Raw genomic sequence first — 18,601 nt, forward strand, 5'->3', positions numbered from 1 at the left:
AGAGGTGAGCACGGTGGCCCAGCGCCAGCGGGGGCGCACCCGCACCTCCCACCGGGGCGAGTGGCAGCAGGCCGCCCACCTCCCGGTTGCGCGGGTCGCCGTCGACGTCCCGCTCCCGCACCTGGACCGGCCGTTCGACTACCGGGTGCCCGAGCACCTCGACGCCGACGCGGTGCCCGGGGTGCGGGTGCGGGTGCGGTTCGCCGGGCGCGCGGTGGACGGTTACCTGCTGGAGCGGGTGGCGGAGTCCGCGCACGGCGGCCGCCTGGCATGGGTGGACAAGGTCGTCTCGGCGGAGCCGGTGCTGTCCACGGAGGTGGCGACGCTCTGCCGGGCCGTGGCGGACCGGTACGCGGGCGTCCTCGCCGACGTCCTGCGCCTCGCCGTCCCGCCCCGGCACGCCCGCGTCGAGGGGGAGGCACCGGAGGAGCGGGAGCGGGCCGGGTCGCCGCAGGTCGCCCGGGACGGGTGGGCGCGGTACGGGCGCGGGACCGCCCTGCTCGACGCCCTCGCGGGGGGCCGCGCGGCCCACGCGGTCTGGCAGGCCCTGCCGGGGGAGGACTGGCCGCAGCGGCTCGCCGAGGCCGCCGCCGCCACCGCGGCCGCCGGGCGCGGGGCGCTGCTCGTGGTGCCCGACCAGCGCGACGTCGACGCCCTGCACACCGCCTGCACGAGGCTGCTCGGCGACGGTGCGGTGGTCGCGCTCACCGCGGACCTGGGACCCGCCGAGCGGTACCGGCGCTGGCTCGCCGTCCGGCGCGGGCAGGTGAGGGTGGTGGTGGGCACGCGGTCCGCCGCGTTCGCGCCGGTCGAGGCGCTCGGGCTGCTCGCGGTGTGGGACGACGGCGACGACCTGCACGCCGAGCCGCGCGCGCCGTACCCGCACGTCCGCGACGTGCTCGTGCTGCGCGCCCACGGGGTGGGCGCCGCGCTGCTGGTGGCCGGGTTCGCGCGTACCGCGGAGGCGCACCTGCTCGTCGAGTCCGGCTGGGCGCGCGAGGTGGTGGCGGACCGGCTCGCCGTCCGGGACGCGATGCCGCGGGTGGCGGCGGCGGGGGAGTCCGACGCCGAGCTCGCGCGCGACCCGAGCGCGCGGGCGGCGCGGCTGCCGCACGTGGCGTTCGAGGCGGCGCGCACCGCGCTGTCCGCCGGGCGCCCGGTGCTCGTGCAGGTGCCGCGCTCCGGCTACCTGCCGTGGCTCGCCTGCGGCGCCTGCCGGGAGACCGCCCGCTGCCGGCACTGCGCGGGCCCGCTGGGTTTCACCGGCCGCAGGTCCGCCGACGCCGGCGATGCGGAGCTGCCGCACTGCCGCTGGTGCGGGCGGCCCGAGACGGCCTTCCGCTGCCCGGCGTGCGGGTCGCGCCGGCTGCGGGCCGGGGTCGTCGGTGCCGGCCGCACGGCCGAGGAGCTCGGCCGGGCGTTCCCGGGCACCACGGTCCGCGCGTCCGGCGGCGGCGCGCCGGTGCTCGCCGAGGTGGCGGCGCGGCCGGAGCTCGTGGTGGCGACGCCCGGCGCGGAGCCCCGCGTCCCCGGCGGCTTCGGCGCGGCACTGCTGCTGGACGGGTGGGCCCTGCTCTCCCGGCCCGACCTGCGCGTCGTCGAGGAGACCCTGCGCCGGTGGCTCGCCGCGGCGGGGCTCGTGGTGCCGCACGGCGCGGGCGGGCGCGTGATCGTGATGGCCGACGCCGAGCTGCCCGTCGTGCAGGCGCTCGTGCGCTGGGACCCGGCGGGTCACGCGCACGCCGAGCTCGCCGGCCGGGCCGAGGTCGGCTTCCCGCCCGCCGTGCGGATGGCATCGGTGGAGGGTGGCTCCACCGCCGTCGCCGAGGTGGTCGACGGGGTGCTCGCCGACCTGCCCACGGCCGAGGTGCTCGGGCCGGTCGAGCTCGAACCCGACCGGCCCGAACACGGCCGGCAGGGGGACTCCGAGGTGCGCGAGCGCGCGTTGGTGCGGGTGCCGCGTGCCCAGGGGAGGGCCCTCGCCGCCGCGTTGCACGCCGCGCAGGCCGGGCGCACCGCGCGCAAGGCCACCGACCCCGTCCGCGTCCGGCTCGACCCCGTGGAGATCGGCTGAAGGGTCGCCCCGGACGCGTGGCAGAATCGAGGGTCGCCGCCGCGCGTCCCGCTCCCGCGCCACCGATCGTCCGCGCGGCGCCCCCTGGAGGAGCCTGCGTGTCCGTCCTTCCCGTCCGGCTGTTCGGCGACCCGGTGCTGCGCACCCGCGCCGCCGAGGTCACCACGTTCGACGCCGAGCTGCGCAAGCTCGTGGCCGACCTCACCGACACGATGCACGACGAGGGCGGGGCGGGCCTCGCCGCGCCGCAGCTCGGGGTGGGGCTGCGCGTCTTCACCTACGACTGCGACGGCTTCGCCGGGCACCTGGTCAACCCCACCTGGGACGTCGTCGGCGACGAGGAACAGGTCGGGCCGGAGGGGTGCCTGTCGATCCCGGGCCTGCGCTGGGACTGCCGCCGGCACCTGCACGTCGTGGCGCGGGGCTGGAACATGCACGGCGAGCCCGTCGTCGTCGAGGGCAGCGAGCTGCTCGCCCGCTGCATCCAGCACGAGACCGACCACCTCGACGGCGTGCTGTTCGTCGACCGCCTCGACCCGGAGACCCGCCGGCAGGCGATGGCCGAGATCCGCGCCGCGGAGTGGTTCCAGGGGTCGATGCCGGAGGTGCGGGAGAGCCCGCACCCGCTGTTCGGGAAGGTCAGGTAGTGCGTCTCGTCTTCGCCGGCACCCCCGATGCGGCGGTGCCGTCCCTGCGGGCGCTGCTGGATTCCCCGCGGCACGAGGTCGTCGCCGCCGTCACGCGGCCGGACGCACCCGCCGGCCGCGGCCGCAAGCTGGTGCGCTCACCCGTCGGCCGGCTCGCCGACGAGGCGGGCGTCCCGGTGCTCACCCCCGCGCGGCCGTCCGAGCCCGAGTTCCTCGCGCGGCTCGCCGAGCTCGCCCCGGACAGCTGCCCGGTGGTCGCCTACGGCGCGCTGGTGCCCCGCAAGGCCCTCGACGTCCCCCGGTACGGGTGGGTCAACCTGCACTTCTCGCTGCTGCCCGCGTGGCGCGGCGCGGCACCGGTGCAGGCGGCGCTGCGGCACGGCGACGAGATCACCGGTGCCACCACGTTCCGGCTGGAGGAGGGGCTCGACACCGGGCCGGTCTTCGGCGTCGTCACCGAGGAGGTGCGTCCCGCCGACACGGCGGGCGACCTGCTGGGCAGGCTCGCCACCTCGGGCGCCTCCCTGCTGGCGGCCACGCTCGACGGCATCGAGGACGGCACCCTCGAGGCCCGGCCGCAGCCGGCCGAGGGCGTCTCGCTCGCTCCGAAGGTCACCACCGCGGACGCCCACGTCGACTGGACCGCGCCGCCCGTCGCTATCGACCGGCTGATCCGCTCCGTCACCCCGGACCCGGGAGCCTGGACCACGTTCCGGGAGGAACGGCTGGGGCTCGGTCCGGTCACCCGTCCCGACGATGCGCCCGAGCTCGCGCCGGGGGATCTGCGCGCGGAGAAGCGGCGTGTGCTCGTCGGCACCGCGGGCGCGCCCGTGCAGCTGGGCGAGGTGCGGCCGGTGGGCAAGCGGGCCATGCCGGCCGCGGACTGGGCCCGCGGCGTGCGGATCGCCGCGGGGGAGCGGCTGGCGTGAACGGCGTCGGTCCGCGGCGGGAAGGACCCGGCAGGCCGCGGCGGGACCGCGGCCCGAGCCCGCGCCGTTCGGGGCCGCCGCGCGGCCGGGAGGGCCCACCCCGGCCGCCGGAGCCGGACCCGGCCCGGCTGGCCGCGCTCGAGCTGCTCACCGCCGTGCGCACCCGGGACGCCTACGCCAACCTCGCCCTGCCCGCGATCCTGCGCCGGTACCGCCTGCGTGACCGCGACGCCGGGCTCGCCACCGAGCTGGGCTACGGCACCCTGCGCGCGCAGGGCCTGCTCGACGCCGTGATCGACGAGTGCACCGACCGGCCGCTCGCGCGCGTGGAGCCCGGCGTGCTCGACGCGCTGCGCCTGGGCGCCTACCAGCTCCTGCGCACCCGGATCCCGCCGCACGCCGCGGTGGCCACCACCGTGGAGCTGGTGCGGGCCGAGGCCGGGAGCCGGGCGGGCGGGTTCGTCAACGCCGTGCTGCGCCGGGTCGGCGAACGCGACGAGCTGGCCTGGGTGGCCGCACTCGCGCCGCCCGCCGACGAGGACCCGGTGGGGCACGCCGCGTTCGCCCACTCCCACCCGCGCTGGATCGCGCAGGCGTTCGCCGACGCGCTCGGCCGCTCAGCGGACCCCGCGGCCGAGCTGGAGGCCGCGCTCGCCGCCGACGACGCGCGCCCCGCCGTGCACCTGCTGGCCCGGCCCGGGGAGATCACCGCAGCCGAGCTCGCGCTCGTCACCGGCGGCGAGGAGGCCCCCTACTCGCCCTACTGCGTGCACCTCGCTCCCGGCGGCGGCGACGTCGGCGAGATCGACGCCGTGGGCGAGGGGCTCGCGATCGTCCAGGACGAGGGCAGCCAGCTCGTGGCCCTCGCCCTCACCCGGGCCCCGCTCACCGGCGAGGACGGCGGCCGCTGGCTCGACCTGTGCTCCGGGCCCGGCGGCAAGGCCGCCCTGCTCGGCGGCCTGGTCGCCCTCGACGGCGGCACGCTCGACGCCGTCGAGCCCAGCGAGCACCGCGCCGGCCTGGTGCGGCGGGCCACCGACGGGCTCCCGGTCACCGTGCACCGGGCCGACGGGCGCGCGGCCCCGCTGCCGGATGCGGCGTTCGACCGCGTGCTCGTGGACGCGCCCTGCACCGGCCTCGGGGCGCTGCGCAGGCGCCCGGAGGCGCGGTGGCGGCGGCAGCCGTCGGACGTCGCGCGGTCCACGGGGCTGCAGCGGGAGCTGCTCACGGCCGCGCTGCGGCACGTGCGGCCCGGCGGCGTGGTGGCCTACGTGACCTGTTCGCCGCACATCTCCGAGACCGCGGGTGTGCTGTCCGCCGTGCGCCGCAAGCACCCGGACGTGGAGCAGCTCGACGCGCGCGAGTGCCTGCCCGGCGTGCCCGACCTCGGCGACGGGCCGACCGCGCAGCTGTGGCCGCACCGGCACGGCACCGACGCGATGTTCCTCGCGCTGCTGCGCCGGCCTTCCTGACGGCCCCTCACCCGCGGCGGTACTCCCGGAGGGCCTCCAGCAGCCGCCGCACGTCGGAGTCGTCGTTGTAGTAGTGGAACGACAGGCGCACCGCGCGGCCGCGGGGGCTCGCGACGATCCGGCGCGTGGCGAGGAACCCGGCGAGCGCGTCCGGGTCGTCGTCGACCAGCGCGACCATCGGGCCGCGCAGCGCGGGGTCGGCCGGTGAGTCGAGCCGCTCGCCCGTGGCGCGCAGCTCGGCGTCGAGCGACGCCGTGAGCCCGGCGACGTGCCGCCGCACGTCATGGGGGTCGAGCGGCGCGAGCATCCCGAGCCCGGCGACCGCGCCGTACGCGGACGGCACGGACGGCGTGCCGCTCTCGAACCGCCGTGCCGTGTCCGGGTAGTCGATCGAGCGGGGGTCGAACCCGAAGGGGTCGACCCGCCCGAACCACCCGGTCTGCGCGGGCGGCACCTCGTCCCGCAGCCCATCGCGCACGTAGAGGAACGCGATGCCGGAGATGCCGAGCAGGTACTTCAGGCTCCCGCAGATCAGGTAGTCGCAGTCCAGCTCGCGGACGTCGACGGGCTCGACGCCCGCACCCTGGTAGGCGTCGACCACCGTGCGCGCGCCGCGTTCGCGGGCGAGCGCGACGACCTCGCGGGCCGGCAGCCGCGACCCGTTCGCGTAGGTGACGAGCGGCACCGACACGAGCGCGGCCCGCTCGTCGACCAGGCGCGCGTAGTCCTCGACCCGGACCACGCCGTCCCGGGCGGGCACGTGCACGACCTCGACCCCCCGGGTGCGCTGCGCGAGCCACACGTGCGCCACCGAGGGGAACTCGAGGTCCGTCGTGACGAGCCGCCTGCCCTCGCCGAAGCGCTGCGTGGAGGCCACCTGGTAGGCGCCGTGCGACGCCGAGGACACGATCGCGACCTCGTCCGGCTCGGCCCCGATGAACGCCGCGAACGCCGTCCGCGCCCGTTCCCAGCGCTGCATCCAGATGCCCCACGGGGCCCCGTGCTCCAGCAGCGAGGACTGGAACTCGGCGAGCGCGGCGGACAGCGCGTCGGACAGCGCACCCTGGCTGCAGCTGGCGAGGTGCACGGTGTCGCGCAGGGCGGGGAAGCGCTGCCGGAACCGTTCGGGTGTGCCGCTCATCGCTCGGCCTCGCTTGCGCTCGGCCGGCGCTTCGCGCGGGCGCTGCAACATGATTCGCTCGCAAGCTCGCTCATGACGTGCGCTCCGCCCCCGCGCGGAGGGTCTGCTGGATGCGCCGGGCCTCGGCGGCGCGCTCCCCGAGCGCGGGGATCGGCGCCATGGTGTGGCGCCTTCCCCTCGCCATCACGAACACCGGGCGGGCCAGCGCGCGGTGGTCGGCGGTCGGGTCGCCGTCCACGGCCACGACGTCCGCGGCGAGGCCGGGGGCCAGCCGGCCCGTCCGGTCGGCGACCCGGCAGACCTCGGCCGCGAGAGACGTGGCCGCGGCGAGGATCTCCCGCGGTGACATGCCGGCATCGGCGAACACGGAGAGCCCGTCGGCGTAGCGCTCGAAGTGGACGAGGCCGATGCCCGCATCGGTACCCGCGACGAGCCTGATTCCCGCGCGGTGCATGGCACGCAGGTTGTCGACCACGTGGTCGCGCTCGTCCCACGGGCAGAAGTAGTCCTGCGCCAGGCACGCCGAGTTCATCGTGGGGCTGACGCCGACCCCCTTGTCGGCGATGGCGCGCGCGATCCGCTCGTCGAACCGCGACCCGTCGCGGGTGACCCACCCGCAGTGCTCGATCGTGTCGACTCCCGCCGCCACCGCACGCTCGATGCCCTCCACGCCGAGGGCGTGCGTCGTGACCCGCATCCCCAGCTCGTGCGCGGTCTCCACGACGGCCACGAGCTCGTCGAGCGAGTAGCGGGCCTCCCACGGGCGGCTGCCCGCGGTCATGAACCCACCGGTGGTCATCACCTTGATCAGGTCGGCGCCCTCGGCCGCCCGCCTGCGGACCATCGCCCGCACCTCGTCCACGCCGCTCGCCTCGCCGCCCATGGCGTGCGCGTGCCCGCCGGGCACGGTGATCGGGGCGTTCGCGACGAGCAGCCGGGGGCCCTCGACCTCGCCGCGGGCGATGCGGTCGCGGACCGTCGTGGCGACGACGCCGGGGGCGCCGAGGTCGCAGGCCGTGGTCACGCCCGCGTCGAGGAGCCTGCTCGCGTTGGCGGCCATCAGGCGCTCGGCGTCCGCGTCGGTCAGGGTGGGGGCCGCCGACGTGTGGCCCGCCGCCGGATCCATCGTGAGGTGGACGTGGCAGTCGACCATCCCCGGCATCAGCGTGACGTCCCCGAGGTCGAGCACCTCGCCATCCCCCGTCGCACCCGCGACGTCACCCCACGGCCCGACGGCGACGATCGTGTCGCCGTCGACGACGACGGCTCCGTCCGCGATCGGTTCGGCTGCGCTGTCGGGCACCAGCCTGTCTGCGCGGATCGCGACCAGCACGAGCACCTCCCTGGTTCAGCTGTAGTGAAAGTAGGGCACGGCCGCGGACTCTGTCCACGCGTTGACGTGCGGGTACATGAGCACCACACTGTCGGCGTTTCACTCCTGATGAAACGGATGGAGCGACCATGCCGGACGACGAGCCGACGACGACGTCGGCCCCACGCAGGCCCCGACGCCACTGGTGGCTGCTCGCGATCCCGTTCCTGTGGTGCATCGTGGCCGTCCCGTTCGTCAACCAGAAGGCCTACGTCTGGGGGTCCGTCCCGTTCCTCCTGGTCTGGATGACGGCCGGCGTCATCGTCGGCAGCGTCGCCATCGGCGTCGTGTTCGCGATCGACAGCCGCAACGGCGACGTCGAGAGGGTGTGAGATGGCACTGGCGATCGGGCTCGTCGTCGCCGTCGGCGCGGTACTCGGCGGCACCCTGCTGGCGCTGCGCGGCACCAGGATGGACGTGCAGGAGTGGTCCGTCGGCGGCAGGCGATTCGGCACGTGGCTGTTCTGGTTCCTGCTCGTCGGCGAGACGTTCACGACGTTCGCGCTGCTCGGCGCGTCCCAGGGCGTGTTCAGCACCGGCGCCGCAGGGTTCTACGTGCTGGGCACCGTCGTGCTCACCGCATCCGTCGGCTACTTCCTCGTGCCGCGGATCTGGCGGGCGGGCAAGGAGCGGGGCCTCGTCACCATGGGCGACTTCTTCGCCGCCCGCTTCGACGCCCCGTGGTTCGGCGCCCTGCTCACGGTGTTCGGCGTCATCGCGCTCCTGCTCTACAGCCGGGTCCAGCTCACCGGCCTCGCGCTCATCCTCGAGACGCTGTTCGGCCTCGACGTGCCCGCGATCGCCTACGTGTCGGCGGGCGGCCTCGTCGTGGCGCTGTTCGTGCTCGTGGGTGGGATGCGCAGCGCCGCGTTCGTCGCCGTGGTCAAGGACGTCCTGCTGGTGGTGATGCTCCTCGTCGTCGCGGCCGGGGCGGCGGGCGCCGCGGGCGTCGGCGGCATCGGCGAGGTGTTCGACGGCGTGCGGGCGGCGCACCCCGACGCCGCGACCCTGCCGGGGATCGGCGGTGGAACGGCGACCAACCAGTGGTGGTGGATGAGCTTCCTGCTGCTCACCCCGCTCGGCGCGTTCGCGCTCCCGCACGCGTTCCAGGTGTGCTTCAGCGCGAAGGACATCCGGACCATCCGCAAGAACCAGATCATCCAGCCGCTGTACTCGCTGTTCTACGTGCTGATCGTCATCATCGCGATGGCGGCGCTGCTCGCGATGCCGGACCTGCCCGCCGCGGACGCCAACGGCTCACTGCTGATCTTCGTCCGGGAGTACTACCCGGACTGGGTCGTCGGGCTCCTCGCGGGGGCCGGGGTGCTCGTCGCGCTCGTGCCGACGGCGGTGCTCATGCTCACCTCGAGCAGCATGTTCACCTCCAACGTGCTGGGGCTCGCGCGGCCGGACCTGAAGTCGTCGCTCGGGGCGACCCGCGTCGGGGTCGTCGCGTTCACCGTGGTCGCGGTGCTCTTCACGGCGCTGCGGAGCGACACGCTGCTGACGATCATGACCGGCGTCTACAGCGCGGTCGGCCAGCTCGCGCCCGCCCTGTTCCTGTCCGTGCTGTGGCGCCGGGTGACTGCCGCCGGGCTCACCGCGGGCGCGGTCGTGGGCGGGCTGATCGTCGCCGTCCCGCAGCTGGGCGCCCCCGCCCAGGCCCTCTTCCCCGCGGGGACCGTCGTGGGGCTCCCCGCGCTCGTCGTCAACCTCGTGCTGGCGATCGTGGTCAGCCTGCTGACGAGACCGCCGTCGGCGGACGCGGTGGCGGTCGGCCTCGGCCCGGCCGTGGCACCGGTCCGCCGTCCGGCCCCGTCGGCACAATGACGACATGACGCTCGGCCGGATCCGGGAGCTGCGGCAGCAGCAGGGGCTCACCCTCCACCAGCTGGCCGGCCTCACCGGGCTGTCGGTCGGCATGATCAGCCAGGTCGAGCGCGGCATCACCGACCCGAGCCTGGAGACGCTGCGGCGCATCTCCGACGCGTTCGGCGTGCCGCTGTTCGACCTGTTCCGCGAGGACGAGCCGGAGCCCGTCACGGTGGTCCGCAAGGACGCGCGGCGGCGGGTGTCGTCCCCGCAGGGGCAGATCGTGTACTCGCAGGTGTCCCGCACCGGCGGCAGGCTCGAGCTGCTGGAGGCGGCCATCGAACCGGGGGCGGCGTCCTCGGGCGAGCGGCGGTCCCACGCGTCGGAGGAGTGCGTGCTGGTGCTCACCGGCCGCCTGCGCGTCGAGGTCGGTCGGGACGTGTACGACCTCGACGCGGGCGACAGCTGCCACTTCGACTCGACGATCCCGCACCGCTTCGTCAACCCGCATGCCTCGGTGGCCCGGTACCTGGTGGCGGTGACCCCGCCGTCCACCTGAGCCCGGCGTACCCTCCATGGGTGCACCCCATGATCGCGCCGAGCATCCTCGCGGCCGACTTCGCCCGGCTCGCGGACGAGGCCGCCGCGGTGGCGGGACCGCCCGGCCGCGGGGCCGACTGGCTGCACGTCGACGTGATGGACGCCCACTTCGTGCCGAACCTGACGCTGGGCCTGCCCGTGGTGCAGGCCCTGCGCAAGGCGACCGACGTGCCGCTCGACTGCCACCTGATGATCGAGGACCCGGAGCGGTGGGCCCTCGGCTACGCCGAGGCGGGCGCCCACAACGTCACGGTGCACGCGGAGGCCTCCCGCGAGCCGGTCGCGCTGGCGAAGGACCTGCGCGCCGCCGGGGCGCGCGCCGGACTGTCGATCAAGCCCGGTACGCCGCTCGAGCCGCACCTGGAGACGTTGCGGCACTACGACACGCTGCTCGTCATGAGCGTCGAACCGGGGTTCGGCGGGCAGGAGTTCATCCCGGAGGTCCTCGACAAGGTGCGCACCGCCCGCCGCCTCGTCGACACCGGGCACCTCACGCTGCTGGTCGAGATCGACGGCGGCATCAACGCGGACACGATCGAGGCGGCCGCGGAGGCGGGCGTCGACTGCTTCGTGGCCGGGTCCGCCGTGTACGGCGCGGCCGAGCCGGCACGCGCGGTGGAGGCGCTGCGCGAGCAGGTGCGCGGCGCGTCCGCGCACCGCTGGGGCTGAGCGGGAACGATCGGCCCGCCAGTCGGGTTGGCACCGGCAGGTGCGGAAGGCGGCCAGGTGGGAAAGGGGACAGCGGGGATGTTCACGGGGATCGTCGAGGAGATCGGCGAGGTGACGCAGGTGCGGGAGGACGCGGACGTCGTGCTGTTCACCGTGCGCGCGGGCACCGTCACCTCCGACGCCCACCACGGCGACTCGATCGCCGTCAACGGTGTCTGCCTCACGGTGGTGGACCCGGGCGGCAGCACCGACGGCACGTTCACCGTCGAGCTGATGCCCGAGACGCTCAAGCGCACCGGCCTCGGGGCGGTCGTCGCCGGCACGCGGGTGAACCTGGAGCGGGCCGTACCGGTGAACGGGAGGCTCGGCGGCCACATCGTGCAGGGCCACGTCGACGGGGTCGCCACGCTGCTCTCCCGCTCGCCCGGCGAGCGCACCGACGAGCTTCGCTTCAGCCTCGCCCCCGACCTCGCCCGCTACGTCGTGGAGAAGGGCTCGATCACGGTGGACGGGGTGTCGCTCACCGTGGCCGGCGTGTCGGCCGACACGTTCACCGTGGCACTCATCCCCACGACCTTGTCACACACCACACTCGGATTCCGGCAGCCGGGGGATACCGTGAACCTGGAGGTCGACGTGGTGGCGAAGTACGTCGAGCGGCTCACGGCGGGGTACGGGAACAACGAGGTGGCGCCCCGCCGGAACACTGAGGAGGCCGGGGCCCGGTGAGTGCAGGGGTGGATGGTGAGGCGGCGCGGCCGGTGACGCCGGGCGGCTTCGAGTCGATCGAGCGCGCGGTGGCCGACCTGAGGGCGGGCAAGGCGATCGTCGTCGTCGACGACGAGGACCGCGAGAACGAGGGCGACCTGATCTTCGCGGCCGAGATGGCCACGCCGGAGCTCGTGTCGTTCATGGTGCGCTACACGTCCGGGTACATCTGCGTGCCGCTCACCGAGAGCGAGTGCGACCGGCTCGACCTGCCGCCCATGCACCACACCAACGCCGACAGCTTCCGCACCGCGTTCACGGTCACCGTCGACGCGAAGGCGGGCGTCACCACCGGGATCTCGGCGGCCGACCGGGCCCACACGATCCGGCTGCTCGCCGACCCGTCCACCGGCCCCGGCGATCTCGTGCGCCCCGGCCACATCCTCCCGCTGCGGGCCCGCGAGGGCGGCGTCCTGCGCCGCCCCGGCCACACCGAGGCCGCGGTCGACCTGGCGCGCCTCGCCGGGCTCCGGCCGGCGGGCGTGCTCTGCGAGATCGTGTCGCAGAAGGACGTGGGCGACATGGCCCGCGCCGACGAACTGCAGGTCTTCGCCGAGGAACACGACCTCACCCTCATCACGATCGCCGACCTCATCGCCTACCGGCGCCGCTACGAGAAGCACGTGGTGCGCGTGGCCCAGGCCCGCATCCCCACCGCCCACGGCGACTTCATCGCGTACGGCTACGACTCGCTGCTGGACGGCATCGAGCACATCGCGATGGTGCGCGGCGACGTCGCCACCCCCGAGAGCACCGGCGAGGACGTGCTCGTGCGCGTGCACTCCGAGTGCCTCACCGGAGACGTCATGGGTTCGCTGCGCTGCGACTGCGGGCCGCAGCTCGACGCCGCACTCGCCGCCGTCGCCGCCGAGGGCCGTGGCGTGGTGCTCTACATGCGCGGGCACGAGGGCCGGGGCATCGGCCTGCTGCACAAACTGCAGGCCTACCAGCTGCAGGAGGCGGGCGCCGACACCGTCGACGCCAACCTCGCCCTGGGCCTGCCCGCCGACGCCCGCGACTACGGCACGGGTGCGCAGATCCTCGCCGATCTCGGCATCAAGTCCATGCGGCTGCTCACCAACAACCCGGACAAGCGCGCGGGGCTCGAGGGCTACGGGCTGACGATCACCGGTCGGGTGCCGCTGCCCGTCCGCGCCCACCGCGAGAACCTGCGGTACCTGCGCACCAAGCGCGACCGGATGGGGCATGATCTCCCCGATCTCGGTGAGGCGCTCGCCGACAGCACGGGTTCGTAGAGGGACGGGTTCGTAGAGGGGGAGACATGAGCGGGGAGGGCCGTCCGGAGGCCTCGCTGCCGGACGCGTCGGGCCTGCGCCTGGCGATCGCGGCCACGACGTGGCACGCGGAGATCGTGGACGTGCTGCTGGAGCGGGCGGTCGCCACGGCGGCGAAGGCGGGCGCCGAACCGCCCACCGTGGTGCGCGTCCCCGGCACCGTGGAGCTGCCCGTGGTCTGCCAGGAGCTGGCCGCGCGGCACGACGCCGTGGTGGCGCTCGGCGTCGTCATCCGCGGAGGCACCCCGCACTTCGAGTACGTGTGCGACGCCGTCACCGCGGGCCTCACCCGCGTGGCGCTCGACGAGCGCACCCCGGTGGGCAACGGCGTGCTCACCTGCGACACCCGCGAGCAGGCCCTGGACCGTTCCGGCAGGCCCGGCGCCGCCGAGGACAAGGGTGAGGAGGCGTGTGTCGCCGCGCTGCGGACGGCGCTCGTGCTGCGTGACCTGAGGACCGGGCGGTGACCGGTCCGCAGGCCGGTACGGTGGGCGCCGTGAGCACCACGGACCACGACGTCGTCGTGGTGCGCCCGCGCAAGATGCTGGTCGCGTCCTGGGTGGGCGCGGTGGTCATCGTGGGGCTCTTCGCCGGGATCGCCGTGGTGCTGAGGACGGTCCAGACCGGGGTGTTCTTCCGGTTCGCCGACCAGGTGGCACTGGTGCTGCTCGGGCTGTTCATCGCGGGCGGCCTGCTCCTGTGCGCCCGCCCCCGGGTCCGGGCCGACCTCGAGGGCATCGAGGTGCGCAACATCCTCGTCACGCGGCGGCTGCCCTGGTCGCTCGTCCTGCGGGTGGCGTTCCCGGACGGCGCCTCGTGGGCCCGGCTGGACCTGCCCGACGACGAGTACCTGCCCGTCCTCGCCATCCAGGCCGTCGACGGGCAGCGCGCGGTGGACGCGATCACCCGGGTGCGTGCCCTGCACGCCCGCTCGCGCTCCTCCTCCTGACGCCCACCTGACGAGCCCACGTAGCATCGGGGCCGTGCTGCGCTCCCGCGAGACGCGTCCCCTCGACCCGCCCGAGAGCGTGCGGCTGGGTGACATCGTGCTCCGCAACCGCCTCGTCACCTCCTCGAGCCTGCTCGGGTACGGCGTGGCCAACTCGCCGCTCCTGCCGTACGGCATGAGCCCGGTGTCGCTGTTCGTGCCGCTGTCGGAGTTCGGTGCCGTCACCACGCGCACGCTCACCGTCGAGCCGCGCGAGGGGCACTTCACCACCCGCGACGACTGGACGCTGCGGGAGCTGCCCGGCCTGCTCAAGCGGTACGGCACCGTGCTGCGCGGCACCGACAGCGGGTTCCTCAACGCGTTCGGCTGGTGCAACATCGGCATCGACGCCTATCTGCGCGACTACTACCCCCGCACCCGCGACCAGCGCACGATCATCTCCCTCGGGGGCTTCTCCGCCGAGGAGTTCGTGACGCTCGTGGACCGGGTGAACGCCGCGGTGCCCGCGGGCGACATCGCCGCCGTCGAGTTCAACGTGAGCTGCCACAACGTCAACTTCGACTTCTCGACGATCCTGCGGGACGTCCTCGACGAGGCCGTGCCCCGCAGCAACCACCCGGTGATCCTCAAGCTCTCGCCCGACTACGACTACCTGCGCAACGCCCAGCAGGCCGCGGCGGCCGGGGTGTCCGCGCTCACGGCGATCAACACGGTGAAGGCGCTGCGGCTCGACCCGCGCACCGGCACCCCGTGGCTCGCCAACCGCTACGGCGGCCTCTCCGGGCGCGCGGTCAAGCCGATCGCGCTGCGCGTGGTGAGTGAGCTGCGCGAGGCCGGCGTGACGCTCCCGATCATCGCCACCGGCGGCATCCGCACGGTGGCCGACTGCCGCGAGTACTTCTGGGCGGGCGCCGACGCGGTGAGCCTCGGCAGCGCGACGTGGTTGGCGAGCTACCCGGGCTACGCACTCGCCCCGCTGCGGGCGCTGCGCGTTCGGCGCGTGTTGCGAGCCGTTCGGCGCTACTCACCGCTGCCGAAACGCAACGCCCCGTCGCGCTGAGAGACGATCTTCACCCGAACGGGGTGCCGGCCACGGGCAATCCCAGGAAGGGGACCGATGACGATCGCGTCGGGCGCCGCCGTCACGGGCGGGGTGCGAGCTCCCGATAGGCGGCCGCGTGCCGTGCTCTTCGATGTGTTCGAGACCATGCTGCAGGTCGACGCCCTCCGGACCCGGTTCGTGGACGTGGGGCGCCCCGAGCACGAGTGGGAGCTCTTCTTCGTGCGCACGCTCCGTGACGGGATGGCCCACACGCTCGCCGGCGCGGTGCGCCCCTTCGGCGACGTCGCCCGCGCCGCACTGCGCACCACCGTCGGCCACTCCCTCTCCGACGAGGCCGTGGAGCACGTGCTCGCCGGGTTCCGCGAGCTGCCGCCCCACCCGGACGTCGAGCCCGCCCTGATGGCGCTCGCCCGGGCCCGGATCCCGGCGTTCGGGTTCACCCACGGCACCGAGTCCGTGGCCTGCGACGCCCTCGACAAGGCCGGCCTGCGCACCTACCTGCGCGACACGTTCTCCACGGAGCGGATCGCCTCGTTCAAGCCGCCCGCGCGCGTGTACCACTGGGCCTGCCAGCGGGTGGAGCTGGCGCCCGAGAAGGTGGCGCTCGTGGCCGCCCACTCCTGGGACGTGCACGGCGCCGTGCGGGCCGGGCTCATCGGCGGCCTCGCCACCCGGCTGGAGGGGGCCGTGCCGGACGTGGTGGAGCGCCCGCACGTGGCCGCGGAGCGGCTGGACACGGTGGTGGACCGGCTCATCGCCCTGCCGGTCTGACCCGGGAGCGCGTCGGTCGGCCCTGATCGCCGTGGTCTCGCCAACCCGAGGACGGCGCCGGGCGTGGTGATCGGCCGGATCGGGACGTGAGCTGCATCCCTGCAGCTCATGTCCCATTCCTGCTGATCAGGTGCCTGCAGGCCGATTCCGGCGCCTCTGTCCCGGAGTCCCACCTCGAGGGCCTCCGGTGGCGCCGCGCATCGTGCGGCATCGTGCGGTGCCGCCGCTCCGGGCAGCTTCGCGGACAGGCCGGGGCCTGCCCGGGTGGACGCGCGGCGCGATCTGTTGATCGCCGATTCGGCGGCGGAGGGCCTGATCACTGTCTGCGGCTCTACAACCGCAAACGACGATCACAAGCCTGCGGCAATGGCAGCCCGGCCCGACAGCGGCCCTGTCCCGCCAGGCCGGGCTCGTGCCCGGGCGGTTCTCTCGGCCCGGTCTCAACCGGCCCCGGGCGGCTTTGCTCCTGCCCCTGCACCCCTTGCCCGGGCGGTCCCTGCCCCGTCACCCCTGCCCCGGGGGCCCTGCCCCGGGGGCCCTGCCCCGGGGGACCCGGCCCGGCTCTGTCCCGGCGGCCCGCCCTCACGCTCCGAGCGCCCGCCGCCTCCCCACCCCGAGCCCACCGGCCCCGCCGAGGTCCGCGCGCTGCCCGGCCAGGGCGCCTGCGGCGCGGCCGGAGCCGGACAGGACGCTCGGCCGCAGCGTGGCGAGGCGGGGGTAGGCGGAGGCGAACTCCTCGTCGACGCGGCGGCGCCGGTCGGCGAGCACCACGGCGACGCCGGGGTGCGGGCCCGCGGGGGTGCGGGTGGTGGCGTGGCCGGCGGCGCGCTCCTCGGCATCGGCGAGGCGGCGGTGGACCTGTGCTGCGAACCCCTCGAGCCACGACCTCCGGTAGGCCGCCACCGATTCACCCGGCCGGGGTGGTCGGACCCGTACGAGCTGCGTGGTGGCCTGCAGCAGCAACGACGTGTAGAGCAGCTCCACCCGTTCGCGGTCGGAGGCGTGCCCGAACACCGTGACGGCGGCGACCTTGCCGCCCCACGCGCCGTGCAGCACCCATCGGCACCCGAGGGCGGCGGCCGTCCAGCCGAGCAGGCGGGCCTTGCCGGCGCTGTAGGGGTCCTGCATCGCGATCCGCAGCGGGCCGATTCCGTCGCTCCCGGGATGCGCGGCGGCGAGCAGGGCGGCGTCGATGCCGTGGCGGGCCATCAGCTCCACGGCCTTGGCGGTGTAGACCTCCGACTCGGCCGCGGTGGCCGCACGCTCGGCCTTGGCGAGCAGCTTGCGGACGGTGGCGAGCTTCGCTGTTCCGATCGCGGCCGTGCCGATCTTCTCCGCACCCATGACATCCCCCCGGATCGAACGTCTGTTCGTGGTGGGGAGATGTAACCACGGGGCGGTGACAGTTCCGGGGAGCGCCTACACCACGCCCGCGACGCGCCGGGCAGGCAGCCCCGCCCGGGCGTGTCGCGCCGCGGTCCTACCCTTGAGGAGCCATGCGCGATCCCGTCTCGAACGACCCCTCCCGGTACCGCCCGGCGCCCGGCTCCATCCCGGAGGCGCCCGGGGTCTACCGGTTCTCCGACCCGCACGGGCGCGTGATCTACGTCGGCAAGGCGAAGAGCCTGCGGCAGCGGCTCAACTCCTACTTCGCCGACCTCACCGGCCTGCACCCGCGCACCCGGCAGATGGTCACCACCGCGGCGAAGGTCGAGTGGACCGTCGTCACCACCGAGGTGGAGGCGCTGCAGCTCGAGTACAACTGGATCAAGGAGTTCGACCCGCGGTTCAACGTCCGGTACCGCGACGACAAGACCTACCCGGTGCTCGCGGTCACGATGAACGAGGAGTTCCCGCGGCTGCACGTCTACCGCGGCCCGCGGCGCAAGGGTGTGCGCTACTTCGGGCCGTACGCGCACGCGTGGGCCATCCGGGAGACCCTCGACCTGCTCCTGCGGGTGTTCCCGGCGCGCACGTGCAGCGCCGGGGTGTTCAAGCGCCACGGCCAGATCGGGCGGCCCTGCCTCCTGGGCTACATCGACAAGTGCTCGGCGCCGTGCGTCGGGCGGGTCGACGCCGACGAGCACCGCCGCATCGTCGAGGACTTCTGCGACTTTCTCTCCGGCCGCACCGACCACCTCGTCCGCCAGCTCGAGCGGAAGATGGCCGACGCATCGGAGCAGCTGGAGTTCGAGCGGGCCGCCCGGCTGCGCGACGACATCGGAGCGCTGCGCCGGGCCATGGAGAAGCAGGCCGTGGTGCTGGGCGACGGCACCGACGCCGACGTCGTCGCGTTCGCCGAGGACGAGCTCGAGGCCGCGGTGCAGATCTTCCACGTCCGCGGCGGGCGGGTGCGCGGCCAGCGCGGATGGGTGATCGACAAGGTCGAGCCCACCGACACCGCGCAGCTCGTGGAGCGGTTCCTCACCCAGTTCTACGGCGAGCAGGCGGCGCTCGCCGGGTCGGCCGACGACGCCACCCAGCCCGTACCCCGCGAGATCCTCGTGCCGGAACTGCCCTCGGACGCAGGCTCCATCGCCGAATGGCTGTCCGGGCTGCGCGGATCGCGGGTGCACCTGCGGGTGCCGCAGCGGGGCGACAAGCGCGCGCTGGCCGAGACCGTCGCGCGCAACGCCGCGGAGGCGTTCACCCAGCACAAGCTGCGCCGCGCGGGCGACCTCACCGCGCGCTCCGCGGCGTTGCAGGAGATCCAGGACGCGCTCGGCCTCGACAGCGCGCCGCTGCGCATCGAGTGCGTCGACGTGAGCCACGTGCAGGGCAGCAACGTCGTGGCGTCGCTCGTGGTGTTCGAGGACGGGCTCGCCCGCAAGTCGGAGTACCGCCGGTTCGAGATCCGGGGTGGGGCCGACGGCGGTGACGTCGCGGCGATCGCCGAGGTGGTGCGCCGGCGGTTCCGGCGCTACCTCGCCGAGACGAGCAGCGCCGAGTCGAGCAGCGCCGAGTCGAGCAGCGCCGAGTCGAGCAGCGCCGAGTCGAGCAGCGCCGAGTCGAGCAGCGCCGAGTCGAGCAGCGCCGAGT

The 18,601-nt window shown here is 74.9% G+C and carries 18 protein-coding genes; 15 read left to right on the forward strand and 3 right to left on the reverse strand.

The annotated features are described in order from the left end of the window. Nucleotides 1-13: 13 nt before the first annotated feature. From ABEA81_RS24450 to ABEA81_RS24465, 4 genes are all read left to right on the forward strand, one after another. The gene (locus ABEA81_RS24450; RefSeq protein WP_345607646.1) at nucleotides 14-2,074 is read left to right on the forward strand and encodes a primosomal protein N'; all 2,061 of its coding nucleotides are present in this window, start codon (nucleotides 14-16) and stop codon (nucleotides 2,072-2,074) included. A gap of 98 nt (nucleotides 2,075-2,172) precedes the next feature. Further along, nucleotides 2,173-2,721 (forward strand): peptide deformylase, encoded by a 549-nt coding sequence (def, locus tag ABEA81_RS24455; protein WP_345607647.1) that lies wholly within the window; start codon nucleotides 2,173-2,175, stop codon nucleotides 2,719-2,721. Continuing rightward, the gene (gene fmt, locus ABEA81_RS24460) at nucleotides 2,721-3,650 is read left to right on the forward strand and encodes a methionyl-tRNA formyltransferase (RefSeq protein ID WP_345607648.1); all 930 of its coding nucleotides are present in this window, start codon (nucleotides 2,721-2,723) and stop codon (nucleotides 3,648-3,650) included. The genes def and fmt overlap by 1 nt, the downstream gene beginning before the upstream one ends. Then, nucleotides 3,647-5,122, forward strand: a complete 1,476-nt coding sequence (locus ABEA81_RS24465) for an RsmB/NOP family class I SAM-dependent RNA methyltransferase (protein WP_345607649.1) — start codon at nucleotides 3,647-3,649, stop codon at nucleotides 5,120-5,122. The genes fmt and ABEA81_RS24465 overlap by 4 nt, the downstream gene beginning before the upstream one ends. 7 nt (nucleotides 5,123-5,129) lie before the next feature. Here the strand turns inward: ABEA81_RS24465 and ABEA81_RS24470 are convergent, their stop codons facing one another. Together ABEA81_RS24470 and ABEA81_RS24475 are read right to left on the reverse strand one after the other, a co-directional pair. Next, nucleotides 5,130-6,263 (reverse strand): aminotransferase class V-fold PLP-dependent enzyme, encoded by a 1,134-nt coding sequence (locus tag ABEA81_RS24470; protein WP_345607650.1) that lies wholly within the window; start codon nucleotides 6,261-6,263, stop codon nucleotides 5,130-5,132. A 70-nt stretch (nucleotides 6,264-6,333) separates the two neighbouring features. Beyond that, nucleotides 6,334-7,596: an amidohydrolase family protein gene (locus ABEA81_RS24475; protein ID WP_345607651.1), complete on the reverse strand. Its 1,263-nt coding sequence runs from the start codon at nucleotides 7,594-7,596 to the stop codon at nucleotides 6,334-6,336. Nucleotides 7,597-7,724: 128 nt separating this feature from the next. Between ABEA81_RS24475 and ABEA81_RS24480 the strand changes: the two genes are divergently transcribed. The 10 genes from ABEA81_RS24480 to ABEA81_RS24525 all read left to right on the forward strand — a co-directional run bounded on the left by ABEA81_RS24480 (nucleotide 7,725) and on the right by ABEA81_RS24525 (nucleotide 15,562). Beyond that, a complete protein-coding gene (locus ABEA81_RS24480; protein WP_345607652.1) occupies nucleotides 7,725-7,967 on the forward strand; it encodes a DUF3311 domain-containing protein in 243 nt (80 codons plus the stop codon). A gap of 1 nt (nucleotide 7,968) precedes the next feature. Then, the gene (locus tag ABEA81_RS24485; protein WP_345607653.1) at nucleotides 7,969-9,465 is read left to right on the forward strand and encodes a sodium:solute symporter family protein; all 1,497 of its coding nucleotides are present in this window, start codon (nucleotides 7,969-7,971) and stop codon (nucleotides 9,463-9,465) included. 4 nt (nucleotides 9,466-9,469) lie between these two features. Continuing rightward, complete coding sequence (locus ABEA81_RS24490) at nucleotides 9,470-10,006, forward strand: helix-turn-helix domain-containing protein (protein WP_345607654.1); 537 nt, start codon at nucleotides 9,470-9,472, stop codon at nucleotides 10,004-10,006. Nucleotides 10,007-10,035: 29 nt separating this feature from the next. Further along, nucleotides 10,036-10,716: a ribulose-phosphate 3-epimerase gene (gene rpe / locus ABEA81_RS24495; RefSeq protein ID WP_345607672.1), complete on the forward strand. Its 681-nt coding sequence runs from the start codon at nucleotides 10,036-10,038 to the stop codon at nucleotides 10,714-10,716. A gap of 78 nt (nucleotides 10,717-10,794) precedes the next feature. Then, nucleotides 10,795-11,445: a riboflavin synthase gene (locus ABEA81_RS24500; protein ID WP_345607655.1), complete on the forward strand. Its 651-nt coding sequence runs from the start codon at nucleotides 10,795-10,797 to the stop codon at nucleotides 11,443-11,445. Then, nucleotides 11,442-12,740 (forward strand): bifunctional 3,4-dihydroxy-2-butanone-4-phosphate synthase/GTP cyclohydrolase II, encoded by a 1,299-nt coding sequence (locus ABEA81_RS24505; protein WP_345607656.1) that lies wholly within the window; start codon nucleotides 11,442-11,444, stop codon nucleotides 12,738-12,740. The genes ABEA81_RS24500 and ABEA81_RS24505 overlap by 4 nt, the downstream gene beginning before the upstream one ends. Before the next feature lie 26 nt (nucleotides 12,741-12,766). After that, the gene (ribH, locus tag ABEA81_RS24510; protein WP_345607657.1) at nucleotides 12,767-13,246 is read left to right on the forward strand and encodes a 6,7-dimethyl-8-ribityllumazine synthase; all 480 of its coding nucleotides are present in this window, start codon (nucleotides 12,767-12,769) and stop codon (nucleotides 13,244-13,246) included. A gap of 74 nt (nucleotides 13,247-13,320) precedes the next feature. Continuing rightward, nucleotides 13,321-13,728, forward strand: coding sequence for a PH domain-containing protein (locus tag ABEA81_RS24515; RefSeq protein WP_425570649.1), 408 nt, complete (start codon nucleotides 13,321-13,323; stop codon nucleotides 13,726-13,728). A 34-nt stretch (nucleotides 13,729-13,762) separates the two neighbouring features. Continuing rightward, nucleotides 13,763-14,788, forward strand: a complete 1,026-nt coding sequence (locus ABEA81_RS24520) for a beta/alpha barrel domain-containing protein (protein ID WP_345607659.1) — start codon at nucleotides 13,763-13,765, stop codon at nucleotides 14,786-14,788. Nucleotides 14,789-14,845: 57 nt separating this feature from the next. Next, nucleotides 14,846-15,562, forward strand: coding sequence for an HAD-IA family hydrolase (locus ABEA81_RS24525; RefSeq protein WP_345607660.1), 717 nt, complete (start codon nucleotides 14,846-14,848; stop codon nucleotides 15,560-15,562). 582 nt (nucleotides 15,563-16,144) lie between these two features. Here the strand turns inward: ABEA81_RS24525 and ABEA81_RS24530 are convergent. Continuing rightward, nucleotides 16,145-16,906, reverse strand: a complete 762-nt coding sequence (locus tag ABEA81_RS24530; protein ID WP_345607661.1) for a DUF2786 domain-containing protein — start codon at nucleotides 16,904-16,906, stop codon at nucleotides 16,145-16,147. A 152-nt stretch (nucleotides 16,907-17,058) separates the two neighbouring features. Between ABEA81_RS24530 and uvrC the strand changes: the two genes are divergently transcribed. Continuing rightward, the coding region (uvrC, locus tag ABEA81_RS24535) for an excinuclease ABC subunit UvrC (protein WP_345607662.1) at nucleotides 17,059-18,601 on the forward strand (1,543 nt) is incomplete at its 3' end.

The sequence above is a fragment of the Pseudonocardia adelaidensis genome (genome assembly GCF_039543345.1).
Lineage (GTDB): Bacteria > Actinomycetota > Actinomycetes > Mycobacteriales > Pseudonocardiaceae > Pseudonocardia > Pseudonocardia adelaidensis.

Excerpts from the sequence above, each read along its gene's own strand:
- ABEA81_RS24470 (WP_345607650.1), bottom strand. The coding sequence starts at position 6,263 with ATGAGCGGCACACCCGAACGGTTCCGGCAGCGCTTCCCCGCCCTGCGC.
- ABEA81_RS24480 (WP_345607652.1), top strand. The coding sequence starts at position 7,725 with ATGCCGGACGACGAGCCGACGACGACGTCGGCCCCACGCAGGCCCCGA.
- ABEA81_RS24485 (WP_345607653.1), top strand. The coding sequence starts at position 7,969 with ATGGCACTGGCGATCGGGCTCGTCGTCGCCGTCGGCGCGGTACTCGGC.
- ABEA81_RS24490 (WP_345607654.1), top strand. The coding sequence starts at position 9,470 with ATGACGCTCGGCCGGATCCGGGAGCTGCGGCAGCAGCAGGGGCTCACC.
- rpe (WP_345607672.1), top strand. The coding sequence starts at position 10,036 with ATGATCGCGCCGAGCATCCTCGCGGCCGACTTCGCCCGGCTCGCGGAC.
- ABEA81_RS24500 (WP_345607655.1), top strand. The coding sequence starts at position 10,795 with ATGTTCACGGGGATCGTCGAGGAGATCGGCGAGGTGACGCAGGTGCGG.
- ribH (WP_345607657.1), top strand. The coding sequence starts at position 12,767 with ATGAGCGGGGAGGGCCGTCCGGAGGCCTCGCTGCCGGACGCGTCGGGC.
- ABEA81_RS24515 (WP_425570649.1), top strand. The coding sequence starts at position 13,321 with ATGCTGGTCGCGTCCTGGGTGGGCGCGGTGGTCATCGTGGGGCTCTTC.
- ABEA81_RS24525 (WP_345607660.1), top strand. The coding sequence starts at position 14,846 with ATGACGATCGCGTCGGGCGCCGCCGTCACGGGCGGGGTGCGAGCTCCC.
- ABEA81_RS24530 (WP_345607661.1), bottom strand. The coding sequence starts at position 16,906 with ATGGGTGCGGAGAAGATCGGCACGGCCGCGATCGGAACAGCGAAGCTC.